At 40.4% G+C, this 23,513-nt stretch carries 20 protein-coding genes; 10 read left to right on the top strand and 10 right to left on the bottom strand.

Going from position 1 to position 23,513, the window contains the following annotated elements; all coding sequences use genetic code 11:
* Positions 1 to 4: 4 nt before the first annotated feature.
* Together DI077_RS11305 and DI077_RS11300 are read left to right on the top strand one after the other, a co-directional pair.
* Entirely contained in the window at positions 5 to 1,273 is a 1,269-nt protein-coding gene (locus DI077_RS11305) for a nicotinamide-nucleotide amidohydrolase family protein (protein ID WP_109019284.1), read from the top strand.
* Positions 1,273 to 2,340, top strand: a complete 1,068-nt coding sequence (locus DI077_RS11300) for a hypothetical protein (protein ID WP_109019285.1) — start codon at positions 1,273 to 1,275, stop codon at positions 2,338 to 2,340. Before DI077_RS11305 ends, DI077_RS11300 begins: the two co-directional genes overlap by 1 nt.
* On the opposite strand, the gene DI077_RS11295 is transcribed toward DI077_RS11300, so the two are convergent.
* From DI077_RS11295 to gap, 7 genes are read right to left on the bottom strand one after another with little or no spacing between them, the layout of a single operon-like run.
* Positions 2,337 to 3,332 (bottom strand): response regulator, encoded by a 996-nt coding sequence (locus tag DI077_RS11295; protein ID WP_109019286.1) that lies wholly within the window; start codon positions 3,330 to 3,332, stop codon positions 2,337 to 2,339. The genes DI077_RS11300 and DI077_RS11295 overlap by 4 nt on opposite strands.
* Entirely contained in the window at positions 3,329 to 4,489 is a 1,161-nt protein-coding gene (locus DI077_RS11290; RefSeq protein WP_109019287.1) for an LIC_12097 family sensor histidine kinase, read from the bottom strand. Before DI077_RS11290 ends, DI077_RS11295 begins: the two co-directional genes overlap by 4 nt.
* A gap of 4 nt (positions 4,490 to 4,493) precedes the next feature.
* Positions 4,494 to 5,165: an LIC_12096 family protein gene (locus DI077_RS11285; protein WP_109019288.1), complete on the bottom strand. Its 672-nt coding sequence runs from the start codon at positions 5,163 to 5,165 to the stop codon at positions 4,494 to 4,496.
* The gene (gene secG / locus DI077_RS11280; RefSeq protein WP_109019289.1) at positions 5,125 to 5,466 is read right to left on the bottom strand and encodes a preprotein translocase subunit SecG; all 342 of its coding nucleotides are present in this window, start codon (positions 5,464 to 5,466) and stop codon (positions 5,125 to 5,127) included. The genes DI077_RS11285 and secG overlap by 41 nt, the downstream gene beginning before the upstream one ends.
* Positions 5,467 to 5,476: 10 nt before the next feature.
* Complete coding sequence (gene tpiA, locus DI077_RS11275; protein WP_109019290.1) at positions 5,477 to 6,226, bottom strand: triose-phosphate isomerase; 750 nt, start codon at positions 6,224 to 6,226, stop codon at positions 5,477 to 5,479.
* A 1-nt stretch (position 6,227) separates the two neighbouring features.
* Entirely contained in the window at positions 6,228 to 7,415 is a 1,188-nt protein-coding gene (locus DI077_RS11270) for a phosphoglycerate kinase (protein WP_109019291.1), read from the bottom strand.
* A gap of 1 nt (position 7,416) precedes the next feature.
* Positions 7,417 to 8,424 (bottom strand): type I glyceraldehyde-3-phosphate dehydrogenase, encoded by a 1,008-nt coding sequence (gap, locus tag DI077_RS11265; RefSeq protein ID WP_109019292.1) that lies wholly within the window; start codon positions 8,422 to 8,424, stop codon positions 7,417 to 7,419.
* Positions 8,425 to 8,926: 502 nt separating this feature from the next.
* Here gap and DI077_RS11260 point away from each other — a divergent pair.
* From DI077_RS11260 to DI077_RS11225, 8 genes are all read left to right on the top strand, one after another.
* The gene (locus tag DI077_RS11260) at positions 8,927 to 10,489 is read left to right on the top strand and encodes a methyl-accepting chemotaxis protein (RefSeq protein WP_109019294.1); all 1,563 of its coding nucleotides are present in this window, start codon (positions 8,927 to 8,929) and stop codon (positions 10,487 to 10,489) included.
* Between the two features lie 67 nt (positions 10,490 to 10,556).
* On the top strand, positions 10,557 to 13,424 hold the full coding sequence (locus DI077_RS11255) for a PAS domain S-box protein (RefSeq protein WP_109019295.1): 2,868 nt from the start codon (positions 10,557 to 10,559) through the stop codon (positions 13,422 to 13,424).
* A gap of 16 nt (positions 13,425 to 13,440) precedes the next feature.
* Positions 13,441 to 13,878 (top strand): response regulator, encoded by a 438-nt coding sequence (locus tag DI077_RS11250; RefSeq protein ID WP_109019296.1) that lies wholly within the window; start codon positions 13,441 to 13,443, stop codon positions 13,876 to 13,878.
* A 1-nt stretch (position 13,879) separates the two neighbouring features.
* Positions 13,880 to 14,896: a PAS domain-containing response regulator gene (locus DI077_RS11245; protein ID WP_109019580.1), complete on the top strand. Its 1,017-nt coding sequence runs from the start codon at positions 13,880 to 13,882 to the stop codon at positions 14,894 to 14,896.
* The gene (locus DI077_RS11240) at positions 14,893 to 15,294 is read left to right on the top strand and encodes a response regulator (protein ID WP_109019297.1); all 402 of its coding nucleotides are present in this window, start codon (positions 14,893 to 14,895) and stop codon (positions 15,292 to 15,294) included. Before DI077_RS11245 ends, DI077_RS11240 begins: the two co-directional genes overlap by 4 nt.
* A gap of 18 nt (positions 15,295 to 15,312) precedes the next feature.
* Positions 15,313 to 16,746 carry a RecQ family ATP-dependent DNA helicase gene (locus DI077_RS11235; RefSeq protein ID WP_109019298.1) on the top strand — a complete coding sequence of 478 codons (1,434 nt, stop codon included), beginning with the start codon at positions 15,313 to 15,315 and terminating at the stop codon, positions 16,744 to 16,746.
* Positions 16,746 to 17,480: a class I SAM-dependent methyltransferase gene (locus DI077_RS11230; protein WP_109019299.1), complete on the top strand. Its 735-nt coding sequence runs from the start codon at positions 16,746 to 16,748 to the stop codon at positions 17,478 to 17,480. Before DI077_RS11235 ends, DI077_RS11230 begins: the two co-directional genes overlap by 1 nt.
* A gap of 140 nt (positions 17,481 to 17,620) precedes the next feature.
* The gene (locus tag DI077_RS11225) at positions 17,621 to 19,093 is read left to right on the top strand and encodes a metallophosphoesterase family protein (RefSeq protein WP_109019300.1); all 1,473 of its coding nucleotides are present in this window, start codon (positions 17,621 to 17,623) and stop codon (positions 19,091 to 19,093) included.
* A 56-nt stretch (positions 19,094 to 19,149) separates the two neighbouring features.
* On the opposite strand, the gene DI077_RS11220 is transcribed toward DI077_RS11225, so the two are convergent.
* Genes DI077_RS11220 through DI077_RS11210 form a run of 3 tightly spaced genes read right to left on the bottom strand, consistent with a single transcriptional unit; the run spans position 19,150 to position 23,436 of the window.
* Complete coding sequence (locus DI077_RS11220; RefSeq protein ID WP_109019301.1) at positions 19,150 to 20,922, bottom strand: alpha/beta hydrolase family protein; 1,773 nt, start codon at positions 20,920 to 20,922, stop codon at positions 19,150 to 19,152.
* 10 nt (positions 20,923 to 20,932) lie between these two features.
* Positions 20,933 to 22,972 (bottom strand): 7TM diverse intracellular signaling domain-containing protein, encoded by a 2,040-nt coding sequence (locus tag DI077_RS11215; RefSeq protein ID WP_167837106.1) that lies wholly within the window; start codon positions 22,970 to 22,972, stop codon positions 20,933 to 20,935.
* Positions 22,969 to 23,436 carry an SRPBCC domain-containing protein gene (locus DI077_RS11210; protein WP_109019303.1) on the bottom strand — a complete coding sequence of 156 codons (468 nt, stop codon included), beginning with the start codon at positions 23,434 to 23,436 and terminating at the stop codon, positions 22,969 to 22,971. Before DI077_RS11210 ends, DI077_RS11215 begins: the two co-directional genes overlap by 4 nt.
* Positions 23,437 to 23,513: the final 77 nt, after the last annotated feature.

Genomic DNA, 23,513 nt, shown 5'->3' with positions numbered 1-23,513 from the left:
TATAATGAAACAACCTCAAATCACGATCATAGCCACAGGTTCCGAAATCACAGCCGGAAGAAGTATCGATACCAATTCGGGGTGGATCGCCAATCGTTTGTTTGAGGAAGGTTGGAAAGTAAGAAACTTTATCGCCCTCCCCGACAACCCGAAAACCATCTTGGAAGAATTGATGCATTTGAAAAGAAAAGCTGAGAATGATCCCGACAATCCCGTCCTTGCCATCATGACGGGCGGGCTTGGCTCGACGGAAGACGATTATACTTTGCAGACCGTATTGGATTTGCAGAACAAAGAAAAGGAAGTCGTTGAAAAAGCCAGGATCAAATTGCAAAGATTTTTCGAGTCCAGAGGAAAATCTTACTCGGATATCCTTCCCGCTATGCTCAGACAAGTGTACGTTCCGTCCGGATCTTATACTTTGGATAATTCCGCAGGAATCGCAGTGGGATTTGCGGAAGAGATAGCACCTTCTTCGTTTCTGGTATGTATGCCTGGTGTTCCGAGTGAGATGAAGGAAATGTTCAATCGCAGACTTTTGCCTTTTCTGAAACGAAATTACGGTATTGAAAATTTAAAACAAGCCACTCGCTGGGTATGGTCGATCGGAGAGTCTCTTTTTCAGGAAGAGTTTATGAAAAACCAGAAAGATCTTCTCTCTGCAGGGATGGATTGGGGAGTGACTGCACAAAAAGGTTATATCAAAGCAATTTTTAACGCGAGCGATGAATCTCTGTTAAATGAGGTGGTTCTCAGGATTCGAAATTTTTATAAGGAACTTTGCACCGAAGATGTTTTTACGGAAGTACATGAGTCTTTGAGTCTATCGGGAAAAAGCCTGGCTGTTGCGGAAAGTTGCACGGGTGGGTTACTTGGAGCCAAGATTACGGATATAAAAGGTTCCAGCGCCTATTTTCTGGGAGGAGCCATTACCTATTCGAATGATCAAAAGGTCAGTTTACTAGGAGTAAGCGAGGATACGATTGCGAAATACGGTGCAGTCAGTACCGAGACTTGTTCGGAAATGGCGGACGGTCTTTCCGATAGAACCAATGCGGACTATTCATTATCTATCACCGGAATCGCCGGGCCGGACGGTGGAACTGACGAAAAACCTGTCGGACTCGTTTGGATCGGAAGAAAGGAAAAAGGAAAACCTTCCGAAACATTCCGTTATTTATTTCCGGGAAACAGGGAAACCATTCGGGAAAATGCAGCTAATACCGCTTTGTTTTTGTTACATCAAATTTTGCCAGAAAGGAAAATAAAATAATGTTCCAATTTTTTCTATCCGTATTCGTATTCTTCACTCTTTTCTTTTTTCTTTGGGATATTCATTTGCCTATGTTGTCTTCTGTCAAAGAAACTTGGGTTTGGAACAAAGAAGGTGGTTTCGGAACTTCGATTCCCAAAGACGGGGAAAATCCCTTAAAAACTTTGAACGGATACCGGATAGGGAATAAGTATTTTTCTTTCGTTACAAGTAAATTCGTCGATTACGAAGAGCCCAATCGGGTTGATTTTGCATTGCTCGCGCCGGGACATATCGAATATCAAAAGATAGGTGATGAAGTTAATTTTTTCGACGATTCGGGAGAACTGTTTTGGAAAAAACCGATCAATTCCTATCCCAGATCCGGTTATTTTTCCTCACCCGTATTGTACTTGTCAGGTGATAATAATACGGTTTTTCTTTTGGATAGTAGTGGAAATCGTGTAGGGCTCGGTGAATTGAACGGGCGATTTTTAACCGATTTCGATTTTGACCATGCAGGCAAAGGAGCGGTAGTTTTGTTTTCCGGCGGAGAAATCTACCGGGTGGATGAAAAGGGAAACTCTTTGTATTCTCTGGATTTGTCCGTTGATCGCAAAGAATCTTTTTTCAAATCCCTTGCCATCTCACCAAATGGAAGTTTTGTCGTTGTTCATTTTTCTACCGGAAAAAAAGATTCTTTTCTGATTTTGGACGAGAAAGGCGAAGTAAAGGAAGAATGGGAGACGGAACATTATTTTCCTCATAAGGTTTATTTGTCTATAGCGGATAACGGAAACACTCTTTTGAATTTACCTAATGGTTTGGAATTTTACGAAGAAGGAAAGATGTCCTGGGTTGAAAAAAAAGATAAGACCGGATCCGTTTACCAAGCTGTATTTGCAACAGGAAACGGATTTGTCTACGGGCAAGACAAAGGGATTGTATTCTTAAATGCGGATGGAAAAAAAATCAGAACCAAAACTTTAGCGTCGACCGAATCTCCGATCCGGTTTTTTCCGGGAAAAGATAAAAATACATTCTATCTCGAAACCAAAAGAGATCTTTATCAATTGCGGATTTTTTAAACTTCGTAAATGGAAAGAGACTTGAATCCGGTTCTTCCTTCTCGATTGATCATTGCAATCGTCTCGGTACATTTTCCCGGAGTGATGTTGAAGATCAATTGATCCGAAATCTCACGACAGATATAAAGTCCTCGTCCGTGCGAATCCTCCAGACCTTTGGGAAATCCGGTAGTTTCATCAAGGCTGATATGACGATCCAATCTGTGCAAGATCTCTTCTTTTTTTAAGGAACCAAACTGGTCTTTGACGACAATAAACAAAGTCGTGTTTGTCGACCCGTATCCGATCTGAAAATAATCCTCCGGAGATAGTTCTATATTATCCACGGGAACCACCATATCATGAGAAGGAATTTCAAACTGATATTTATAATCGCCTGTAATCGTTCTGGGAGCACGAATCATTGCGTTCGAAGTGAGCTCTTCCAACACCTGCTGAATTGCTTTCGGAGCTCCCAATTGGATCAGATATTTTGAGATTTTGCCACATAAGATCGAACGATCCTGGTCGGACCGGATCTGCTTGTAGATCACTCCGTTTTTAGGGGCTTCTTCAAATCCGCCCAGTAGTGATTTGTCATGGATGGTGAAGTCCTTTCCGAAATACTTTTCAACTCCGAATATGTCGTTGGAAAGCAGCTTTTCCACCATAACCTCGATTAAGTGAATATCCAGAAAGGAATACTTCGGAATGATATTCCAAATGTGATATTCTTTCGCATAACGTATGTAATCATTGATATTGTAAGCTGTCATTAGGGCGTACAATACGTCCGGATATTCCTTTTGAATGAACTTGACTACATCAATCCCCGACTTTCCCGGTAGGCGAATGTCTGTGATTGTCAAATCAATCTGCTGGTTTTGGAGATGCCATGCAGCCTCTTCAAAATGTTCCGCTCCGAATACTTCGTACTTTATGGATAAGAGATCCAGAATGGCTTCCCGAATGGAATGAATGTCTTCTACGATCAGAATGGATTTTTTTTTCATAACGGATCTTCCGTATTTTCCCCCGAAGCGGGAAAAGAAATAGTAAATCTTGTTTTTCCTTCCGTGGATTTGACGGAGATGGTTCCGTCATGTTCTTGAACTATGGAATAACAAATGGAAAGGCCAAGACCTGTTCCTGTTCCGGACTTGTTATTTGTAAAAAAAGGATCGAATATTTTTTGAATGATTGCTTCGGGAATTCCTCCCGCATTGTCTTCCACAATGATGTGAATCCAGTTTTTGGTTTTTCTCACGTCGATTGTGATCTCTCCGGGTCTGTAATCAAATGCCTGGAGTGAGTTTCTGAATATATTCATAAACAATCGTTCCATCTTCTGAGGGTGGAACGGGAATTGATATTCGTGATCGAATAGAATTTTCCAATTTATATTTTTGCTTAAGTGGGGATAGAGTCTGACAACCGTATCTTTTGCACGATTGATCGTATCTATAATATCTCCCAGAGTTACTTTCACCCGATCCGATTTGGCAAATGAAATGATGTCCGACACTATGATTGCTGCGCGTGAGATATCGTTTTTGATCATCTCAAGTCTTTTCTCGATTTGTTCGGGACTTGCATTCTGCCAATTCGCTTTTAAATTTTGTAAAGTTAGGCTAATCCCTGTTAGCGGATTGTTCAACTCGTGGGCAATTCCCGATACAAGAATCCCTAGAGACGCAAGGTTACGCATACGGAAGGATTCTTCTTCTTTTTCTTTTTGTTTTGTAACATCGGATATCTTTTCAACAATCCAATGTTCCCCTTCATTTTTAGGATAAGGATAAAATTCCAATTGTAAGGTTTGTTTCTTTTCACCCACTTTGAAAAAAATCTCTCTGGACTTCGGTGTTAAAAAATTCTGAAATCCGTTTTCTTTTTTGTCTACGGTTTGCGCGGCAGGGCAGTAGGGACAGATATCCGTTCTTTGATACAATACTTCATAACAAGGTTTGTTCAAGACACTTTCGAAATCATGATTTTTCGCAAATTGAATCGTTGCAAGATTTGCTCTTTGGACTTTAAAATCCGAATCGATGAGCACTAACGGATCCTGAACCACGTCGTAGATAGCTTCCAATTCCCTTGCTTTTTCCGTAATCTTTTCAATGGATTCGGGAATATCCGGACGTTTGCGAATCACTGGCTCGATCATAAAATCAATACTTCAAAGATCCGTTCAGTTGTTTTAACATATTCTTCTGACCTTTGAGTCCCTGGTTTTTTTGAGATGCGATAATCGAGGAAATCTGAGAATGAAAATCCAATAAAAATTTAATATAAAAATCTTTTTTAAAATTATTTCGTTCCGGTTTTACATCATCGTTTTGAAAATCCGCGAGGGTAAATCTGGAAAGACCGTCTAACCCGGAAAAACGAATCTCCATGTCATTCAAATTGTCATCCAATGGAGACGTATCTATGATCAGGGTTTTCGATTTTTGTTCTATTTGCACATCTTCCGAAATGACGGATACTTCCACGCGGGAAAGAGTGGAACCGTTGAATTCGAGTAGGATTGATTTTTCTTCGGAAGATTTGACCCTGCCTTTAGGCCCTGGATCTGCATCGATATTGAATTTTCTAATTTTTACACCGGTTCTGTTCGGGTAAGTGCCTACAAAACTTACAGTGGTATTGCCCGGAACCGTTTGGATCTTATCGTAAGATAGAAGTTCTCTTGCTCGGGAAAGATCTTTGTAGAGGGATAGAATTTCTTGGTCTAATTGTTTTTCCCGAACATTATGCGTGGTCTCGGCAGTGAGCGAGACAACGCATAAGGGGATAAGGCTACTTAGCTGGGCTAGAAGGAGTAACCGGTGTAGCTTCATTTGTATTTGTTGCATCCACTGGAGTTTCAAGTGTTGGTTCTACTTCGGGAAGCAATACATCGTCTTTTTTTGCAAAAAGAAAGGACAATGTCAAAGAGAGTAGAATGAAGAGGATCGCAGCCACTCTTGTTGTTTTGGTCATTACGTCCGCAGTCGATGCACCGAATACGGATTGACTTGCTGTAGATCCGCCAAGCATCCCGGCAGATCCCCCTTTACCGGTTTGAATCATCACAAGAAGAATCAAAAACAGTGATAGAAGTACGAATAGAGTAACGATTGTTCCGATTAAAAATCCCATAGTTTTTCCTTTAAATAATCAGTGATAAAAATGAATCTAATTTTTGGCTTGCGCCACCCACGAGGCCGCCGTCTATATTCGGTTTGGCGAGTAGGGAAGCGATATTGTCCGATTTTACGGAACCGCCGTAGAGAATTTGGATGGCTTCCGCAATCGATGCGGCACCCACAAATAATCCCGCTACTTCTTTGCGAATGAAAGAGTGAGCTTCTTCCGCTTGTTCCGGTGTAGCTACCTTTCCGGTTCCGATTGCCCAGACAGGCTCATAGGCAATGATGAGTCTTTCGAATAGGGAACTTTCGATCCCATTCAATCCCTGTTTGATTTGAGTGCTTAATACGTTGAAAGTATTTCCGGCTTCTCTTTCGCTTAAGGTTTCGCCGATACAATAAATGACTCGAAATCCTTGGCTGAGTAAAAACTTTACTTTTTCATTTAGGATCGCGTTTGTTTCCCCTAAAAATTGTCTTCTTTCCGAGTGACCTACGAGAGAAGTCGAGATTCCCAATTCTTTCAACTGAACCGGAGAAATCTCCCCCGTCATGGCAGTGAGTCCCGACTGGTATGCGTTTTGCGAACCTACGATCACATTTGTGTTTTGCAGGATTTCGCTTACACTAGGTAAGTGGATAGAGCTTGGAAAGACCATAACTTCCGGCCCGGTTTGTCCGAGTTTTCCGGCAAGACCGGAAGCAATCGTTTTTGCTTCCGACAATGTAAGATTCATTTTCCAGTTTCCAGCGATGATCTTTCTTCTCATATCAATCTTCCTTTTTTACCAAACAGGCAACACCTGGTAGGGTTTTTCCTTCTAAAAATTCAAGAGAGGCACCGCCCCCGGTGGAGATGTGAGTGATCTTATCGGCAACACCGGCTTTGTTCACCGCTGCAATCGAGTCTCCACCGCCCACAATCGTTTTCGCCTTGGACTTACTGACTGCTTTCGCAATTTCAATCGTTCCTTTGGCAAATTTATCCATTTCAAAAACGCCCATCGGACCGTTCCAAAGAATCGTTTTTGCGTCTTTGATGACTTTGATATAGTTGTCGATGGTCTTCGGACCTATGTCCATCGCCATCCAACCGTCCAAAATTCCCATCTTATCCACATTCTTTGTTTTGGCATTGGCATCGAATTTATCCGCGATCACATGATCGACTGGGATCTGTAAGTCGATCCCGTTGACTCCCGCACGGTCAATCAATTGGAAGGCTTGGGATTCGAATTCTTTTTCAAAAAGAGAATTTCCGATCGGGACAGCTCTTGACTTTAGAAAAGTATAGGACATTCCTCCGCCGATGAGCAGATGATCCACTTTGTCACTTAGGTTTTTGAGGATTGCGAATTTGGAAGAAACTTTGGAACCGCCTACGATGGCAACAAACGGGCGTTCGGGGCGAGCCAGAAGTCCGCCCAACATTTCGATTTCCTTTCGCATGAGAAGTCCTGCAAATGCAGGAAGCAAATGCGCCACACCTTCCGTAGATGCGTGAGCTCTATGAGCGGCACCGAAGGCATCGTTGATATAAACATCAGCCAGTTCCGCTAATTTTTTGCAGAAACCTTTTTCGTTTTCTTCTTCTTCCGCATGAAAACGAAGGTTTTCCAGAAGGAGGATTTCTCCGTCTTTCAACTCTTTGGAAAGTGCAACCGCTTTCGGTCCGATTACATCTTCTGAAAATAATACTTTTGCATTTGTCAGTTTCGAAAACGCCTCGTAAACGGGACGCATGGAATACTGAGGATCAGGTTTGCCTTTGGGACGTCCCAAATGACTTCCTATGATCACACGAGCCCCTTTTTGTATAAGGAGCTCGATTGTGGGAAGAGTCTTTTCTATCCGGGTTGTGTCCGTTGTTTTGCCGTTTTCTACGGGAACATTGAAATCAACTCGTAAAAAGACTCTTTTGCCTTTGAAATTTTCGCTTTCGATTTTAGGAAGATTCATCTTAACCTTTTTTGGCCATGTAACGGATGAGATCAAGAACCCGGTTGGAGTATCCCATCTCGTTGTCATACCAAGATACTAATTTGAAAAAGTTTGAATTGAGCTCGATACAAGCATCGGAATCATAGATGGAAGATAGTTTTGAACCAAGAAAATCATTGGATACTACCATCTCATCCGTATAACCCAAGATTCCTTTCATGGAACCTTCGGAAGCTTCTTTCATCTTTTTGGAAATTTCCGCAAGACTAGTCGCTTTTTCCGTACGAACTGTCAAGTCCACAACGGATACGTCAGGAGTGGGAACACGAAAACTCATACCTGTGAGTTTTCCACTCACTTCGGGAATACAAAGTCCTACTGCTTTCGCAGCACCGGTAGATGCAGGGATGATGTTTTGAGCGGCGCCACGACCACCACGGAAATCCTTTTTAGAAGGTCCGTCCACAGTCGGCTGAGTCGCAGTCATTGCATGGATCGTAGTCATAAGTCCTTCTACGATTCCAAAATTGTCTAACACCACTTTGGTGATCGGAGCCAGGCAGTTTGTTGTGCACGATGCGTTGGAAACTACATTGTCTACGGCAGGGTTGTATTTTTCATTGTTTACACCCATTACGAAAGTAGGGATGTCCTTATCTTTTGCAGGAGCCGAAATCACTACTTTCTTTGCTCCCGCTTTGATATGTTTTTCCGCACCTACACGATCAGTGAAAAGTCCTGTAGATTCGATTACGAAATCCACTCCCAATTCTTTCCAAGGGAGTTTTTCAGGATCGCGCTCGGAAACAGTTCTAACTTTTTTTCCATCGATGATGATTTCATTATCAGTGTGAGAAACTTCTCCGTCATAACGGCCATGAGTGGAATCGTATTTGAATAGATAAGACAAATTGTCCGGGGTTACAAGGTCATTGATTGCCACAAATTCGAGATTTGGGTCTTTGATTCCGGAACGAAGCACGAGACGTCCGATACGTCCGAAGCCGTTGATTGCGATTTTTACCATGAAATTCTCCTAGAGATGGTCTATTTTTATTAAATTACAGGGAATTAATTAACAAAATTACGGATTAGGGCACTCTGTCACTCATTTTATGGGCGCCATTCCCGGCTATCGGTCGACGGGGGCGCTCCCTCTATCCGGGGCGCGGGGGATTGTTCGGCAAAAAGGCGAACTTTTTCTTAGAATTTTCTGATAAGTTCAAGGAGAAGTTGCCATTTCGATGCGGATGTGTTAGTTGGAACTCATTGGGTGGCGGGTGGATCACCCCACCCAAATCAGGGCGGGGATACTAAACTCCCATCTTATAAGAAGGCCCGGCCTCGTACAAAAAAACTTGCTCCTCTCTGGTTTTTAGGTCGAAATTTGGCATTTTTGGCCTTGCTAGGAACAAACATGTACTTTCCTCTTTTTTTAGTGGAATAATTAAGGCTTTATTCTTTCCTTACCTTACTTTTCCCGGGTCTATATCTTAAGTTTGCCGGGAGATATTTAAGAGTATCATAATATGGACGAAGATTTACAAATTGAGCGCTCGATCACTTTCAGAGGAGAACGAATTGTTACCAATGTCCGATTTTATCTCTCGGCGATTTTTGCCTTAGCTACAGGCATAGGAATCTCCAGTGTGGGATTTTCTTCCGTTAACCAGTCTTATGTGGGTGGGACCGTTTATTTTCTCATTTGCACCATCATCAGTTACATTTTGTTAAAATACAAAAAATTACCCATGTGGGTGATTTATTATAATGCAATCAGCGATATCATAGTTGTTTTCGTCCTCCGTTTTATGAATGTTATGTTCACTTCCAACGGAATCGACGAAGTGGGAAAAGGAAAGAATATCTTTATGATATCCATTCTATTCATTACACTTTTACCTCTTCGAAACAATTTGAGGTTTAGCATTATTGTAGGTTCTTTTATTTTTCTCACGGAAGTGGTTCTTCAGATTTGTTTGTACTTTCACGGAATGAAATTCACCGTTTCCAGTTTCGCCAAATCGGAAATCGGACTCATTGATACGATCAATGCGGATATCTTTCTTGCGACTGCCGTTTTTATCGCATGTATCGCAACGAGACTGATGAACGGATACTTGAAGGAATCCAGACAAAACGAAAGGATCGCACTTGCTACGATTCAAAAAAACGAATCGATCCTGACCGGATTGAAAGATTCCAGGGAACAGATCCAAAAGGTAAAATCGTTTGCGAGCGAATTCCTAACGGAATTGCAAAAAGGTTTGAATACGCAAGCTGCGGTGTCGGAAGAATCTTCTGCAAAGATGGAAGAGATTTCTTCCGCCGCCAGATTTATCTCCGAATCCACAAATCATCAACAAGACGAAATCGATACTGCAGGAAAACAAACTCATAAATTACAAAATGATTTTACCGAATTGAAAAAAATGATTTTGGAAACACAAAACCATTTGAAGGTACTCAGCAAAGATCTCGACAAGGGAAAGGAAGTGATCGGCGGAACCAATCTTACTATGGCGGGTATCAAACAATCCGCGGAAGAGATTGCAAAAACCTTGCAGGTGATGAACGAACTTGCTTCCCGTACCAACTTACTTGCATTAAATGCTTCGATCGAAGCGGCAAGAGCGGGGGATTCCGGCAAAGGTTTTTCCGTGGTGGCGGACGAGGTGAGCCACCTTGCCACAAGATCCACAAGTCATACCAAAGAGATTGCGGAAAAAATCAAAAACAGTCTGGAAAAGTCCAAAGAAGGCACGGATTCCGTTTTGGGAGTGGAAGAGATCTTTCATTTGATCTTTTCCGGATTCGATCTCATCAACCGGAACCTGGAACAAAGTCTTTCGTCTTTGCAAATTTTCGAGTCGGAAAAGGACAAGATCGTAAAGTCGATCGAGATCTTAAGTACTCAAGCTGGGTTAGTCCGTGATTCCACTAAAGAGCAGGAAATCGCCCTGGAAGAAGCCAATCTCAATATCTCGCAGCTTTCCCAGTCGGCATCGTCTTTGACTACCTGGATCGAGGAATTCGACACATTGTATTCTTTTTTGGAGAGAACGGAAGAGCTTCTTGCCAAAATCTCTTAAGGGAAAATCCGTAAAGACAGAACAAACGATGGACACAGTTTAGAACTTCCTTATACTTTCCCAGATTATGAATCTTTGGGAAAAATACAAAGAAACCGTAAGAAAGAATTGTTCCGGTTCTGCAGGTACGGTCTTGGATCTGTCCGGCTGGAGGAATCGTCTTTTTGCGGATCTGATTCTTTACATACTTCCTTTCAGTCTGATCGCTCTCATTCCGGGAGTCAGCGCTTCTCTGGAGACAGGCGTTCCTCTGATCGCATTTTTCGATACAATCGTAGTTCTTTTCGTAGTAGTCATTGCGTTTAGCAAAGGTTTGCCTGTATGGCTCAGAAAGTCATTCTTCATACTTGCCTGTTATCTGTTAGCGATCGTTTTACTGTATTACCTCGGTATATTCGGGGTAGGTTTGCTTTATCTTTTGGCAATTACTATGATTGCCATTTTGATTTTCCCCCAATGGGTTTCTATTTTAACAGTGGGAATCAACGCCCTTTTATGTACTGTTATGGGTCTTTTGATTCATTTGAGGGTTTTGAATAGTCCCATTACGATTCCGTTTGCATTTGAAACCAGCGTTGCCGTTTTTTCCAATTTGATTTTTTTATCCGCATTGTTCAGCGTACTGGTTCCCATGTTATTCAACGGATTGCAAAAGATCATCTCTGAACAAAATCAATTGCAAAAGGAATTGGCTGAAAATGAAAAACGGTTTCGATCTTTGGTCGAAAACGGAACCGATGCGGTTGCGATTTTAACCCCGGATATAAAACCGATTTATATTTCACCTTCCATTAAAAGAGTGTTAGGTTATACGGAAGAGGAATTTTTACAAGCCGATTTGACTACCTTAGTTTATCCCGATGATTGGAGCCAATTAACGGATGGGATAGGACGCGCTTTGGTAAATCCGGGTATACCTTTGCCCGGTTGCACTTCCAGACTGCTTCATAAGAATGGAACCTGGCGTTGGTTTGAGTCCACAGTGACCAATTTGATTCATGAGCCTTCCATTGCCGGGATTGTGGATAATTTCAGAGACATCACCGAAAAAAAGGAAGCGGAAGAACTCAAAGAATTTGAAAGAAGGGATAAGGAAGCACTGATCAACGGGACTGAAGATTTGATTTGGAGCGTGAATACAGACTTCCAATTGATTGCAGCAAACCAATCGTTTATTAATACCATCAAAAATTATGCGGGAATCACATTTAAACCCGGCGACTATGTTCTACCGGAAGATGCATTTCCTAGGGAATTTCTCACTCTTTGGCGAGGATACTACGAACAGGCATTAGCTGGTGAAGCTTTCAGAAAGGAAATTTATGCACCAAAAAGCGAAATAGGAGATGAATCCTGGTCTGAGGTGAGTTTTAATCCGATCTACAATAACGGTGAGATCATCGGCTTGGCTTGTTATGCAAGAGATACTACCGATCGGAGGATTGCGGAAGAGAAACTCAAACAAAGCAATGAGTTCCTGCAGAAAATCACAGAGAATGTTCCTGCAGCTATTTACCAATTCGAAATGAATTCGGACGGAAAAATGAGATTTCCATTTATGAGCAAAGGTCTTCTTTCCATTTTACCGGAATTGGATATCGATGCGGTAAAACAAGACGCAACTTCCGCGTTCGATAGAGTGCATCCTGATGATCTTCAAAGTTTGGTTTCTTCCATTCAGCACTCCAGACAAAATCTGACTGATTGGAATTTGGAATATAGAACTTTAACAAAAGGCGGCAGGACGGTATGGCTGAGAGGTGCGTCTCATCCCGAAAGTAAGGAAGGAGATTCCGTTGTTTGGTACGGTTATATCATGGATATTACCCACAGAAAACAGCAGGAACAGGAGTTAGCCGAATACAATGGTAAAATGATTTCGATTTTGAATAGTATTCAGGACGGATTTTATTCATTGGATAAGGATTACATTATTACATACTGGAATGATGAAGCTGAAAAATTACTGGGAGTCAAACGGGAAACGATTATTGGAAAGAGTATATACGAGTTGTACAATGACGAACCTTCCAAAAAGTTTTTCGATCAGTTCGAGATAGCAACGGAAACCGGCGAACCTGTTCGTTTTCAGGATTATTATGACCCTCATGATAGATGGTATGATATCAGTGTATTTCCATCTCATGAAGGACTGACGGTTTATTTCAAAAACATTACCAATTTGAAAAATACGGAAATGTTATTGAAAACTGCAAACTCCGATTTGAAGCATAAAAACTTGGAACTTGCGATCTCCAATAGAGAACTGGAACAGTTTGCTTACATCGCTTCTCACGATTTGCAGGAACCTCTTCGAATGGTTACCAGTTTTCTTTCCAAAATAGAGGAAAAATATAAACCTTTGTTAGATGAAAAGGGAAGGAAATATATTTTCCTGGCTGTGGACGGAGCGACCAGGATGAGACAAATCATTTTGGACCTTTTGGAATATTCACGCGCGGGAAAAACGACAGACAACCTAATAGAAATTAACGTAAATGATTTGTTAGTTGATATTTCGGGACTTTATCGGGATGTCATCGAGGAAAAAGGCGCGATTCTTAAGTTCGGCTCGCTGCCGAAGATCACCGGTTCCAAACCTGCGATCCATCAGCTCTTTCGAAATCTGATCGGTAACTCCCTGAAATATGCCAAAAAGGGGGTAAAACCGATTATCCGAATCGAAGCCACCGAAAATCCCACTCATTTCCAATTTACTGTTTCCGATAACGGAATTGGAATTGATCCTCAGTTTTTCGAGAAAATTTTCGTATTATTTCAAAGGTTACATGACAAATCCGAATATTCAGGAACGGGGATCGGGCTTTCCATTTGTAAAAAAATTGTGGAACGACATAAGGGAGAAATTTGGGTGGACTCTTCTGAAAATGAGGGAACAATATTTAATTTTACAATCAGTAAAGATCTATCTTAGGTTTTGAGAAAATAACATGAAACCGATTAACATTCTTTTGGTAGAAGACAGTGAAGGGGACATTATGTTGATCACAGAAGCCCTGGAAGAAGGTAGAATTGCGAACCAAGTCACTGTTATGAAAAATGGCTGGGAGGCTGTTCAATACCTGGAAAGAAAAGGTGATTATCGTAATATGCCATCCCCCGATTTGATTTTACTCGATGTGAATTTGCCGAAATTGAACGGGCACGAAGTACTTAAAAAAATAAAATCCAATGAAAATACGAAACATATTCCGGTCATCATTTTGACCACTTCTTCGGAAGAAAAAGATATTTTCGAAGCATATAAAAATCATGCGAATTGTTTCATCAGCAAACCTATATTAGCTGAAGATTTTCTTAAAGTTGTGATCTCGATAGAAGATTTTTGGATCACGGTCGTCAAACTTCCTCGCAATGTGAATGAATGAAATGGCTCGTTCTGCGGAAAAATTAAAAATACTAGTGGTAGAAGACAGTGAAGGGGATTTCATTCTCCTTGAGGAAAGTCTGAGGGAAGAATTTTTAGAACCGGAAATAGAGAGAGCAGTTACATTTTCTGCAGCGGCAAAATTATTAAAATCAAGATCCGATTACGATACCATTCTACTGGATCTTACCCTTCCGGATGCGAGAGGAACCGAGCTTGTAACGGATATACTGGAGTTGGCGGGTCAAATTCCGGTCATCGTACTTACCGGTTATCTGGATAAAAATTTCGGGATTCAAACTCTATCTTTGGGAGTTTCCGATTACCTTTTGAAAGATGAAATCGAGCCGATCCAATTGTACAAAAGTATTTCGTACAGTAGGGAGAGAAAACGAATTGTAAATCAGCTGGCACATTCCGAAGAAAAGTATCGCAATCTTTTCCAACTCAGTCCTCAACCTATGTGGTTATGCGATCTGGAAACTTTCCGATTTTTAAATGTGAATGAGGCCGCGATCAAACATTACGGTTATTCTCTGGATGAATTTTTATCAATGACCATTAGGGACATTTATCCGGTGGAAGACATTCCTATTTTGGAAGAACGAATCAGAACTACCAGTGCTTCGGGATCATTGTATTTCAGGGGAACGGTAAGACACAAAAAGAAAAACGGTGAAATCATCGATGTGGACTTACAAAGTAATATAATCAATTTTGATAATACCAAAAATCAATTGGTACTTGCAAACGATATCACTGAAAAATTAAATTATATATCTTCCATTCAGAGTCAAAACGAAAAACTAAAAGAGATCGCTTGGATTCAATCCCATGTTGTTAGAGCTCCCATTGCGCGAATGATCGGTTTGATCGACTTGATTAAAAATTTCGGAGACGGAGAAGTAAACAAAAGGGAATTGATCGAACATCTTTTGAATTCCGCCTACGAATTGGACGGTATCGTAAGAGATATAACGAATAAAACGGAATTGATCGAACTTGGGAATAAGGAATGAGTTTGGAAGTTTTGGTAGTCGATGACGATTTTGTTATTATTTTTCATCATAAGATGATGATCACCAAAAGCGGATTTCATTCCGAGCCTGCTTCTTTTGCCAACGGCAAAGATGCTTTGGAATTTCTTATGGAAGAGGGTTCATCGGAGAAAACCTATCTTGTGTTATTGGATATCAACATGCCCGTTATGAACGGATGGGCGTTTTTGGAAGCAGCCCATCAGCTTCCTATTTCCAAACAAATCTTGGTTGTTATGGTAACCTCCAGTATCGATGCCAGGGACAAGGAAAAATCCAGTCAATATCCCGAGGTGATCGGGTTTGCGGAAAAACCGATCGATTTTGCAAAACTGGACGAATTTAGACAATACAAAGAACTGAAACCGTTCTTTAGTTAAGAAACCGGTTTTCCTCCGATGCTACTTTCCCCATATTTAAAACGATTCGGAATTCAAAACTTTCGTACTTCCCAAGAACAGATCATAGAGGATGTGATTTCGGGGAAAAACTGTATGGTACTAATGCCTACAGGTATGGGAAAATCCATATGTTACCAAGTGCCTGCACTCGCTTTGGACGGATTAACAATCGTTATATCTCCTTTGATTGCTCTCATGCAGGACCAAACCTTGAAATTGAAACAATTGGGGATTGATGCGGGGTATATCAATTCTTCCTTGTCCAAAACAGAAAGAATTCAATCGTATTCGGATTTGAAAAATGGAAAATATAAAATCATCTATGTCTCTCCGGAAAGATTCCGAAAGGAAGATTTTATAGATGCATTGAAAGATAGAAAAGTATCCTTACTTGCAATCGATGAAGCACATTGCATCAGTCAATGGGGGCATGATTTTCGTCCGGATTATACCAAGATCGCGGAATTTCGTTCCATTCTGAAAAATCCGACTACCATTGCACTGACGGCTACAGCTACCAAAGAAATTCAAAAAGATATGATCTTGCAGATGGGTTTTTCCGAGTCGGAGATAAATATATACGATGAAGGGATTTGTCGACCCAATCTGTATTTGAACGTGGAAACTTTTGTGGATGAAGAGGATAAATTCAATGCTATCGTCGGTTTGCTTAAAGAAAATAAAGAAAGCGTCATCGTTTATTTTAATCTGATCAAAACTATGGAAAAGTTTTCGGAAAAACTGGATGGAAAAAAAATCCCTCATAAAGTTTATCATGGCAAACTACAAACGGACCAGAGGAAAAGAGTCCAAAATCAATTTATCAAATCGGATGATTCGATCATGCTCGCTACCAATGCGTTCGGAATGGGTGTGGACAAACCGAATATAAGAAAGATCATTCATGCGGAACTTCCTTCTTCTTTGGAGTCCTATTACCAGGAGATAGGTAGGGCGGGAAGAGATGGAAATCCATCGGATTGCCATGTATTTTACAACCAAGACGATTTAACTGTGCTTATGGATTTTATAGAATGGCAAAATCCCGATGCTCAATTCATAAAAAGAACCTATGGCACCATGCAAAGATTAGGTGAAAAACTATCCGCCATCGATTACGAGGGATTGCAATCCATGGTTGTTCATAAGAACAGAGGTGATCATAGGTTGCAAACTGTTTTGAATTTATTCGAACGTTACGGAGTGACTCGGGGAGATTTGGAAAAACATTCTTTGGAACTGGTTGGTGAAATTCCGGAATCGCTTAGCTCCAAAGAGGAATTGGAGAAAAAAAGGCAAACCAGTCTAAGAAGACTCTATCAGATGTTAATGTATTTAAAAACGGAAAAGTGCAGAAGAGAGTTCGTATACGAATACTTCGGAACCTCTCTTCCAGTTTGCGGAAATTGTGATTATTGCAAAGGTGTATAATGAAAGACCAATTTTCCAAACAATCTGATTTGTATGTGAAATTCAGACCTAGTTACCCCCAAGAAGTTTTTGATTTTATATTGAGTTTGGTATCCGCAAGACACTTAGCTTGGGATGTTGGTACGGGGAACGGTCAAATTGCGGAAGTTTTATCGACTTACTTTGATCAGGTGATCGCAACGGATATCAGCGAAAAACAAATTTCAAATGCGAAAAAGAATGAAAAGATCATCTATAAATTGGAATCTGCGGAAAAAACGGATTTTCCTGACAATCATTTTGATTTGATTACAGTCGCCCAGGCGATTCACTGGTTTGATTTTTCCGCATTTTATTCCGAGGTAAAAAGAACCGGAAAACGAAATGGAGTTTTGGCAGTGATCGGTTACGGACTTCTCACGACGGATTCGGAAATCCAAAAATGGATTTTGCATTTTTACTCCGGTGTCCTGGGAAAATATTGGGATAAGGAAAGAAGGTATATCGACGAAAGCTACAAAACTATTCCTTTTCCTTTTGAAGAAATACCTGCCCCTGCGATATCCAACGATTTCGAATGGTCCGTAGAACAAATGATAGGCTATCTGAAAACCTGGTCCGCCATTCAAAACTATATAAAAGAAAAAAATCAAAATCCTTTGGAATCCGGTTTGGAGGATTTGAAATCCATATGGGGCGAAGGTAAAAAAAGAAAAGTTCGTTTTCCAATACTACTTCGAATCGGAAAAATTTAAACTTTAAACTTTAAACTTCGTAATTTGCGATTCCTAACTTATTTCTTTGCAAACAAAAGAGGGATTATAATACTCTTTTCTAGGAAAAAATATCGACATACAACGGCTATGTTCTTAAATCCTGTAGAACGGAGTAAGTTATGCCCGATATTAAATATGTCTGTCTCTCTGATATGCACTTGGGAGCGGAAAACAGTCTTCTCACTAAACTCTCGCTAGACGGTTTAAAAAAGGATTTTACCGCACCGAGCCCTGTTCTTGTTTCCCTTGTGGAGAGCATTCGTACATTTATTTCTTCGAATCAAAATTCTACCAAAAAACCTACATTGATTCTATTGGGTGATATCCTCGAGTTGGCATTGGCGGAAACTCAGGAAGCGGGCATGGTATTCGATCAATTCGTGGATTTGATTTTACCGGACGGAAAAGAGCTTTTTGAAGATGTGTTTTATATCCCTGGAAATCACGATCATCATCTTTGGGAGATTGCAAGGGAATCCCAATACATCAAATACATAGAAAGGAAGGAAGACAAAAAGGAACTTCCCGAAATGTGGCATACTACCAATATTTTCATTGAGAATGATCTGTTTCCCACTCGCTGCGATTTTATGACTGCCATTGTTCAGAAAAAAGATCATTTGAAAAAACGAATGATCAAAGTAGCATATCCTAATTTTGGAATCCTTTCCGAAGATTCGAAAAAGGCTGTGATTTTGCATCATGGACATTTTTTGGAAGATATATATCTTTTGATGAGCACAATGAATACTACGATTTTTCCCAACCAGAAAATGCCGGAAATGATTTGGGATATAGAAAAGGAAAACTTTGCCTGGATCGATTTTTTTTGGTCTGCCATGGGTCGTTCCGGAAATGCTGGCAAAGGCGTTGAACTTATCTACGATAAGATGACCGATGAGAAAAAATTCGCCGAGCTTTTGCAAAATATCGCTAAAAAAATAGTAGAGAGTATGAAAGCCAAAGAGACGGAAGAGGCGAGTTCCATTTGGAAAAAGATCATGCTGTTTTTGATCCGACTGATCCCCGGCAGAAGTCTGGTGAAGATTGTTTACGGAATCCTTCAGATGACTTTAGGATTTATCGCCAAACAGGAAAGATCGGATTCCAACGACAGTTTGTCGGATGAAATGAAAAATAAATTGGTTTCCTATTTGGATGTCACTCTTTTCAAACAGCTTCTTGCCGAGAAAGAAGAGAATGCGCCTAAGGAAATTCAATTCGTATTCGGACATACTCATAAACCATTTGCGGAAACATTTGCAAATAGCAAGTCTTATGTGAGGCCGGTTGATTTGGTGAATACCGGTGGCTGGGTTGTTGATACTGTGGAACGAAAGTCAACTTGCGGAGGAGCGGTCATACTGATAGATGAGGATTTGAATATTGCTCCCGTTCAGATATATAAGGAAGCCTATTCGGGGAACGAGGAAAAATTGGGAATTCTCCCTGGCGCCCAATCCAATCCCTTAGTGACTAAGATTCGGGAATTGATTTCCAAAAATACCGAAGACTTTGACAGCTTTTCCAAGTTAGCTGATAGGGAAATCGAGCTTAGAATCGTAAACCTGAAGGCAAAGATCAACGCTTAAACGAAAATGTCCAATCCCGAAGATATGATTATTTATCATATCTTCGGAGTGATTTTTTAGTTTTTATGTTTGTTTAAAAATTCAACAAATCTCGGAAAAATGTCTTTTGCGGAATTTTTCCCCATCAAAGTGTCCTGGTGACCGTAACCTTTTGCGATAAACAGTTCGTTTTTATTTTCCGGTTTGATCTTATTCAATGTTTCGTAAGTTACTACGTTCGCATCATTGAACACTCTGTTTTGATCTCCCGTCATAAATAAAGTAGGCACGTTTATATCCGAAGCGTCATCCAGATAATTATTCGGTAGTTCCGCATAATGTTCGTTTCTCGTTTGGTATTTGACTGCGACACCTCTGTTTACCATCTTACGAATATGTCTATGGTAGTTCATTGAGGTTGCCCCGAATAAATCGCCGACCCTGTCATGGGTTACGGAAGACAATTGGGAATGTTCGTAACAAGCAGGGAATCCCGTCCCCCACATCATGCTGAGCATATGACATGCAGGGTTATTGCATTCTCTATGAAACAAATTGACTACTTTGGCAAGACCTTTGCCAAGAGCGGGTCCTGGGTTATAAGCAAAACGAGGATTTATATTCGGAAATCTCAATACGTATTCGATTAAAAACGGTGCAAGTGCAAGTTTGATTTTCGACCAAGCCGCCACTCTGGGGGTCAATGATACGCTATTGGAAATGATGCTACTGATGCCTGAGATTTGTTTTCCATACAAACTCATAAAGAATGTAACCGAACCGATGCAATGAACGATCGCATGGATTCTTTTTTTTGGACCGATTTCCTTTCTTATTTTTTCAATCGCCAATGGCAAATCGTACAATGCTACATCGTCCAAATTGAATCTATGGGGAAAAAGATTGTAGTTATGTCTTAGGCTTCCTCTCCAATCGAGAGACCACACGTCTCCGAATCCGTGATCGTGCAGGTAATTTACAAGATTATAATGTTCCGGCATGATGTACATATCCGTAGAAGTGGTTAATCCGTGAGACAAAAGGATCACATCATCGGAATCCTGTTTCAAAAATCTTGTAAGACTGATATTTAACTTGTCTTTGGTGGAGATGGGATGGGTTGTGATGGAGCAAGGATTTACCCCTGCAAGAGTAAATAAAGGAATGTTTCTTTGGTTCCAGATTTCGGGTTCCGCTTTTTTGATGTGGGGGGCATATACATCCCATAAATTTCCCAGAAATAATTTTCCGAATTTTAAAATGGCATCTTGTCTTTCCCATAAGGTTTTGCCGTTGGATCGGAAAGTAGTCATCTGTTTGATGAAGTCTTTTACATAGATTTCCAAGATTCCGGTAGCAACTAATTTTGCAGAAGCTTCTTTTCCTTCCTCGACAATACCTTCGTAGAGTTTTGTATAAAGGGTGGTGGTATCTTTCCAGATTTCAAGTGGTCCTGTTCCTTCGTTTTTTACGATCTTATGGCCGGACATTGTGAAGGCTTTGCCAGTTTTGTCTTTTAAAAACAACCGATAGAACATTCTCTTTTGGTTTTCAATGGCTTCACCGGTATCCACAAAGCAGTTGAATACTCCGCTATCGATTGTGATTTTGCCCCCGAGTTTTTTGCAGTCGATATACCCTTTCAGATTACCTGTTTCTTTCGGGTCATTGATAAAAAAATCCACATCGGGGATAATAACTGTTAATTGAAACATGAAGGCGTTTTTTGCTTTTTTGCCGGCTTCATACGCTTCTTTATAATCGATATTGGAATCGGAAAAGGATAAGAACCCTTTCATTTCTTCTGTAAATTCTACGCTTGTCGGTTGGGTCTTTACGGATGTGCTCATTGGTTCTTCCTTATAATACTTCTATCGAGAGTAGAGTAATATCATCTTGTTGTCCCGAGGGTCCGACATGCTGTTCTATTTCGAACAATAGTTTGTCTACTACATGTCCCATTTCCGAATCAAGGCTCAGTAGTGAAAAGACACGATCCGCTCCGAATTCGATTTTATCCTCGTCGAATTCTTCGTAGATTCCGTCGGAAAAAAGAAAAATTCTGTTTCCTGTTTCGATTTCCAAATCAACGGATTGATAGTTTGCGTTTTTCTTCAACCCTATGATGGAACCGGCCGCATTCAATACATCAGTGTTAGACGATTTTTTGAAAATCTGAGGAGGATGGCCTGCGGAAGCAAAGGAAAGGCTTTTATTGTTCAAGTCGATATCCGCGATGATTGCGGAAAATAATAAATTCATGCTTTTATATTTCATGAAACACTCGTTATTTAGAGTTTCCATCAGGTGTGCAGGTTTTGTGCGGATGTTTTTAATTCCTTCGTATTCCGCTTTGATCGTCATTGTAGATAAAGCAGCCTGTACTCCATGACCTGTCGCATCTACTAAAAAGATTCTGAAGTATCCAGGTTCCAGTTCATGGATGTCGTAAAAGTCTCCGCCTATCTCCGACATTGGCAGATAATGAGTGAGTATGGATAAGTTTTTACCTTCCAGATTTAATTTAGGCAAAGTCTTCTGTTGAAGTTTTTTTGCCATGGAAAGATCCGCTCTGATTTGTTTCAAAGTTTCATTTAAATCCCTAGTTCTTTGTTCAACGGTTTTTTCCAAAGATGCATTCATTGCTTTATAGGAGTCAGCGAGCAAAGTTTGCATTTCTACGGTTTGTTCCTGAGCAATTTCTTTTTCCCGTTTGAGGATATTGATTTTGTCCACCAAAGCAAAAGATAAAAGTATCACTTCGATGGTAGAACCTATATACAATCCGTTCTCAGTGAAAAAATTGGACGGTAATATATTGGCATACATCAAGGCGTTACAACTTGCTGCGATTAGGATCGCTGCGAAAGAGATGGAAAAATAACGTGCCGGAGTGTATCCTCTTTTCATCGCAATCAAAGGAGCGATAAAAACGAGTACCGCAAAAGGCACCGTCAAACAAAGATTCAAAGTGATTTCCTTATCATAAGGAAGTAGTAGAATCAATAAAAAGTTCAAAGGCTGCAAACAGATGAGGAAATTGAAAATTTTATCCAATAGAGGAATGATTTCTTTGGTATTTAAAAACTTTTTGGTAAACAAAGAAAGGGAAATGATGATTGAGATATTGAAAACGGGGAAAAAATTCAAATCAATCCATCCGTTCTTTTCCCATATAAACATTTTCCCATACCCGAGAATTCCAATCTGAAGAAAAACTACCGATGTGGTATACATTACATAATACAAAAAGGCGACGTCTTTCAAAGAAAAGAAAACGAACAAATTGTACAATGCCATCACAAACATCACCCCAAAATACATTCCGAATGCGATCTGTTCGTGGTAGATGTATTGGAGGAATCTTTCTTGAGTGAATATGCGGATGGGTACTGGCAAGCCCCCGAAAGTTCTGGTATTCAAATAGAATACCTGTTCCTTTCCGGGAGGTAAGTCCAAATAATATATTTGATTTCTATGTGTTGATTTCGGTCCGTTCGGGTTTAAGTTGCCCGGACTTATTTTTTTAAAATCTTTTGTATTCTGATCTTTGAGCTGATAGAGATCGGAATATATGACCCCTGGGTGATCGAATTCCAAAATCCATACGGAGGATTTCGTTTCGTTTTTTACTTTAAAACGAAACCAGTATTCCGAACGGGAAGGTCCGAAATTGGGAACATCCTTATTGAGAGGAATAAAATGATTATTTGTTTCATTGGAATGTACTCTTCCGATCGTATAACTAAGAGTAGGGTCTAAAAAATATTCAAGATACTTTCCGATCGTAATCTGTTCTGTATTTTCAGTAAGAACGACTGTTGTTTGGTGACCGGTTTCTGCAGAAAGACCGTAATGAATTGTGAAAAAAATGAACGATGCGTTGAGTAGCCATTTCATGAACGTCTTTCGCATCTTTCTTTCAAATTTGTATTCATTTCTTCCTGAACGATCTTTACATTGTTTTTGATTTTCGAAAAAGATAAAGAAATGGTCATGAATATTCCCGAAAAAATCCCTCTGTGGGAAAAACGGGTAACATTTTCCGAAACTTTTTCGAACTCGAATATATGATAACCGTAGGAAAAGATGGCGAGAATCCAAGGAACCCTTCCGCACCAACTAATCTCTCTTTGTTGTTTGAAGTTTAGGATCTGCATCGGCAACCAGGTATAGATTCTTTTTCCAAAGAGATTTCCCAGAAAGACTTTCTCCCAAACTTTACCAGTGGTTAAGTCTACAGTGACCTTCGGTAAAAAAGGATTCCATTCGGGGAATTCGGAAAATTTTGTAAATTCCTCCCATACTTTTTCGACCGGTACATTTATCTCTATTGATGTATATAATTCGTTAATGGAAATCATTGAATGACCGGGATGGATCTTTAGATGCACCCCGCAGATTTACTTATTAACCGTGTATGCTTTGTATTGATCAATAC

This window comes from Leptospira kobayashii, from assembly GCF_003114835.2.
Lineage (GTDB): Bacteria > Spirochaetota > Leptospiria > Leptospirales > Leptospiraceae > Leptospira_A > Leptospira_A kobayashii.
The sequence above is the reverse complement of the archived record's forward strand: the minus strand, read 5'-3'. Positions and strand labels throughout refer to the sequence as shown.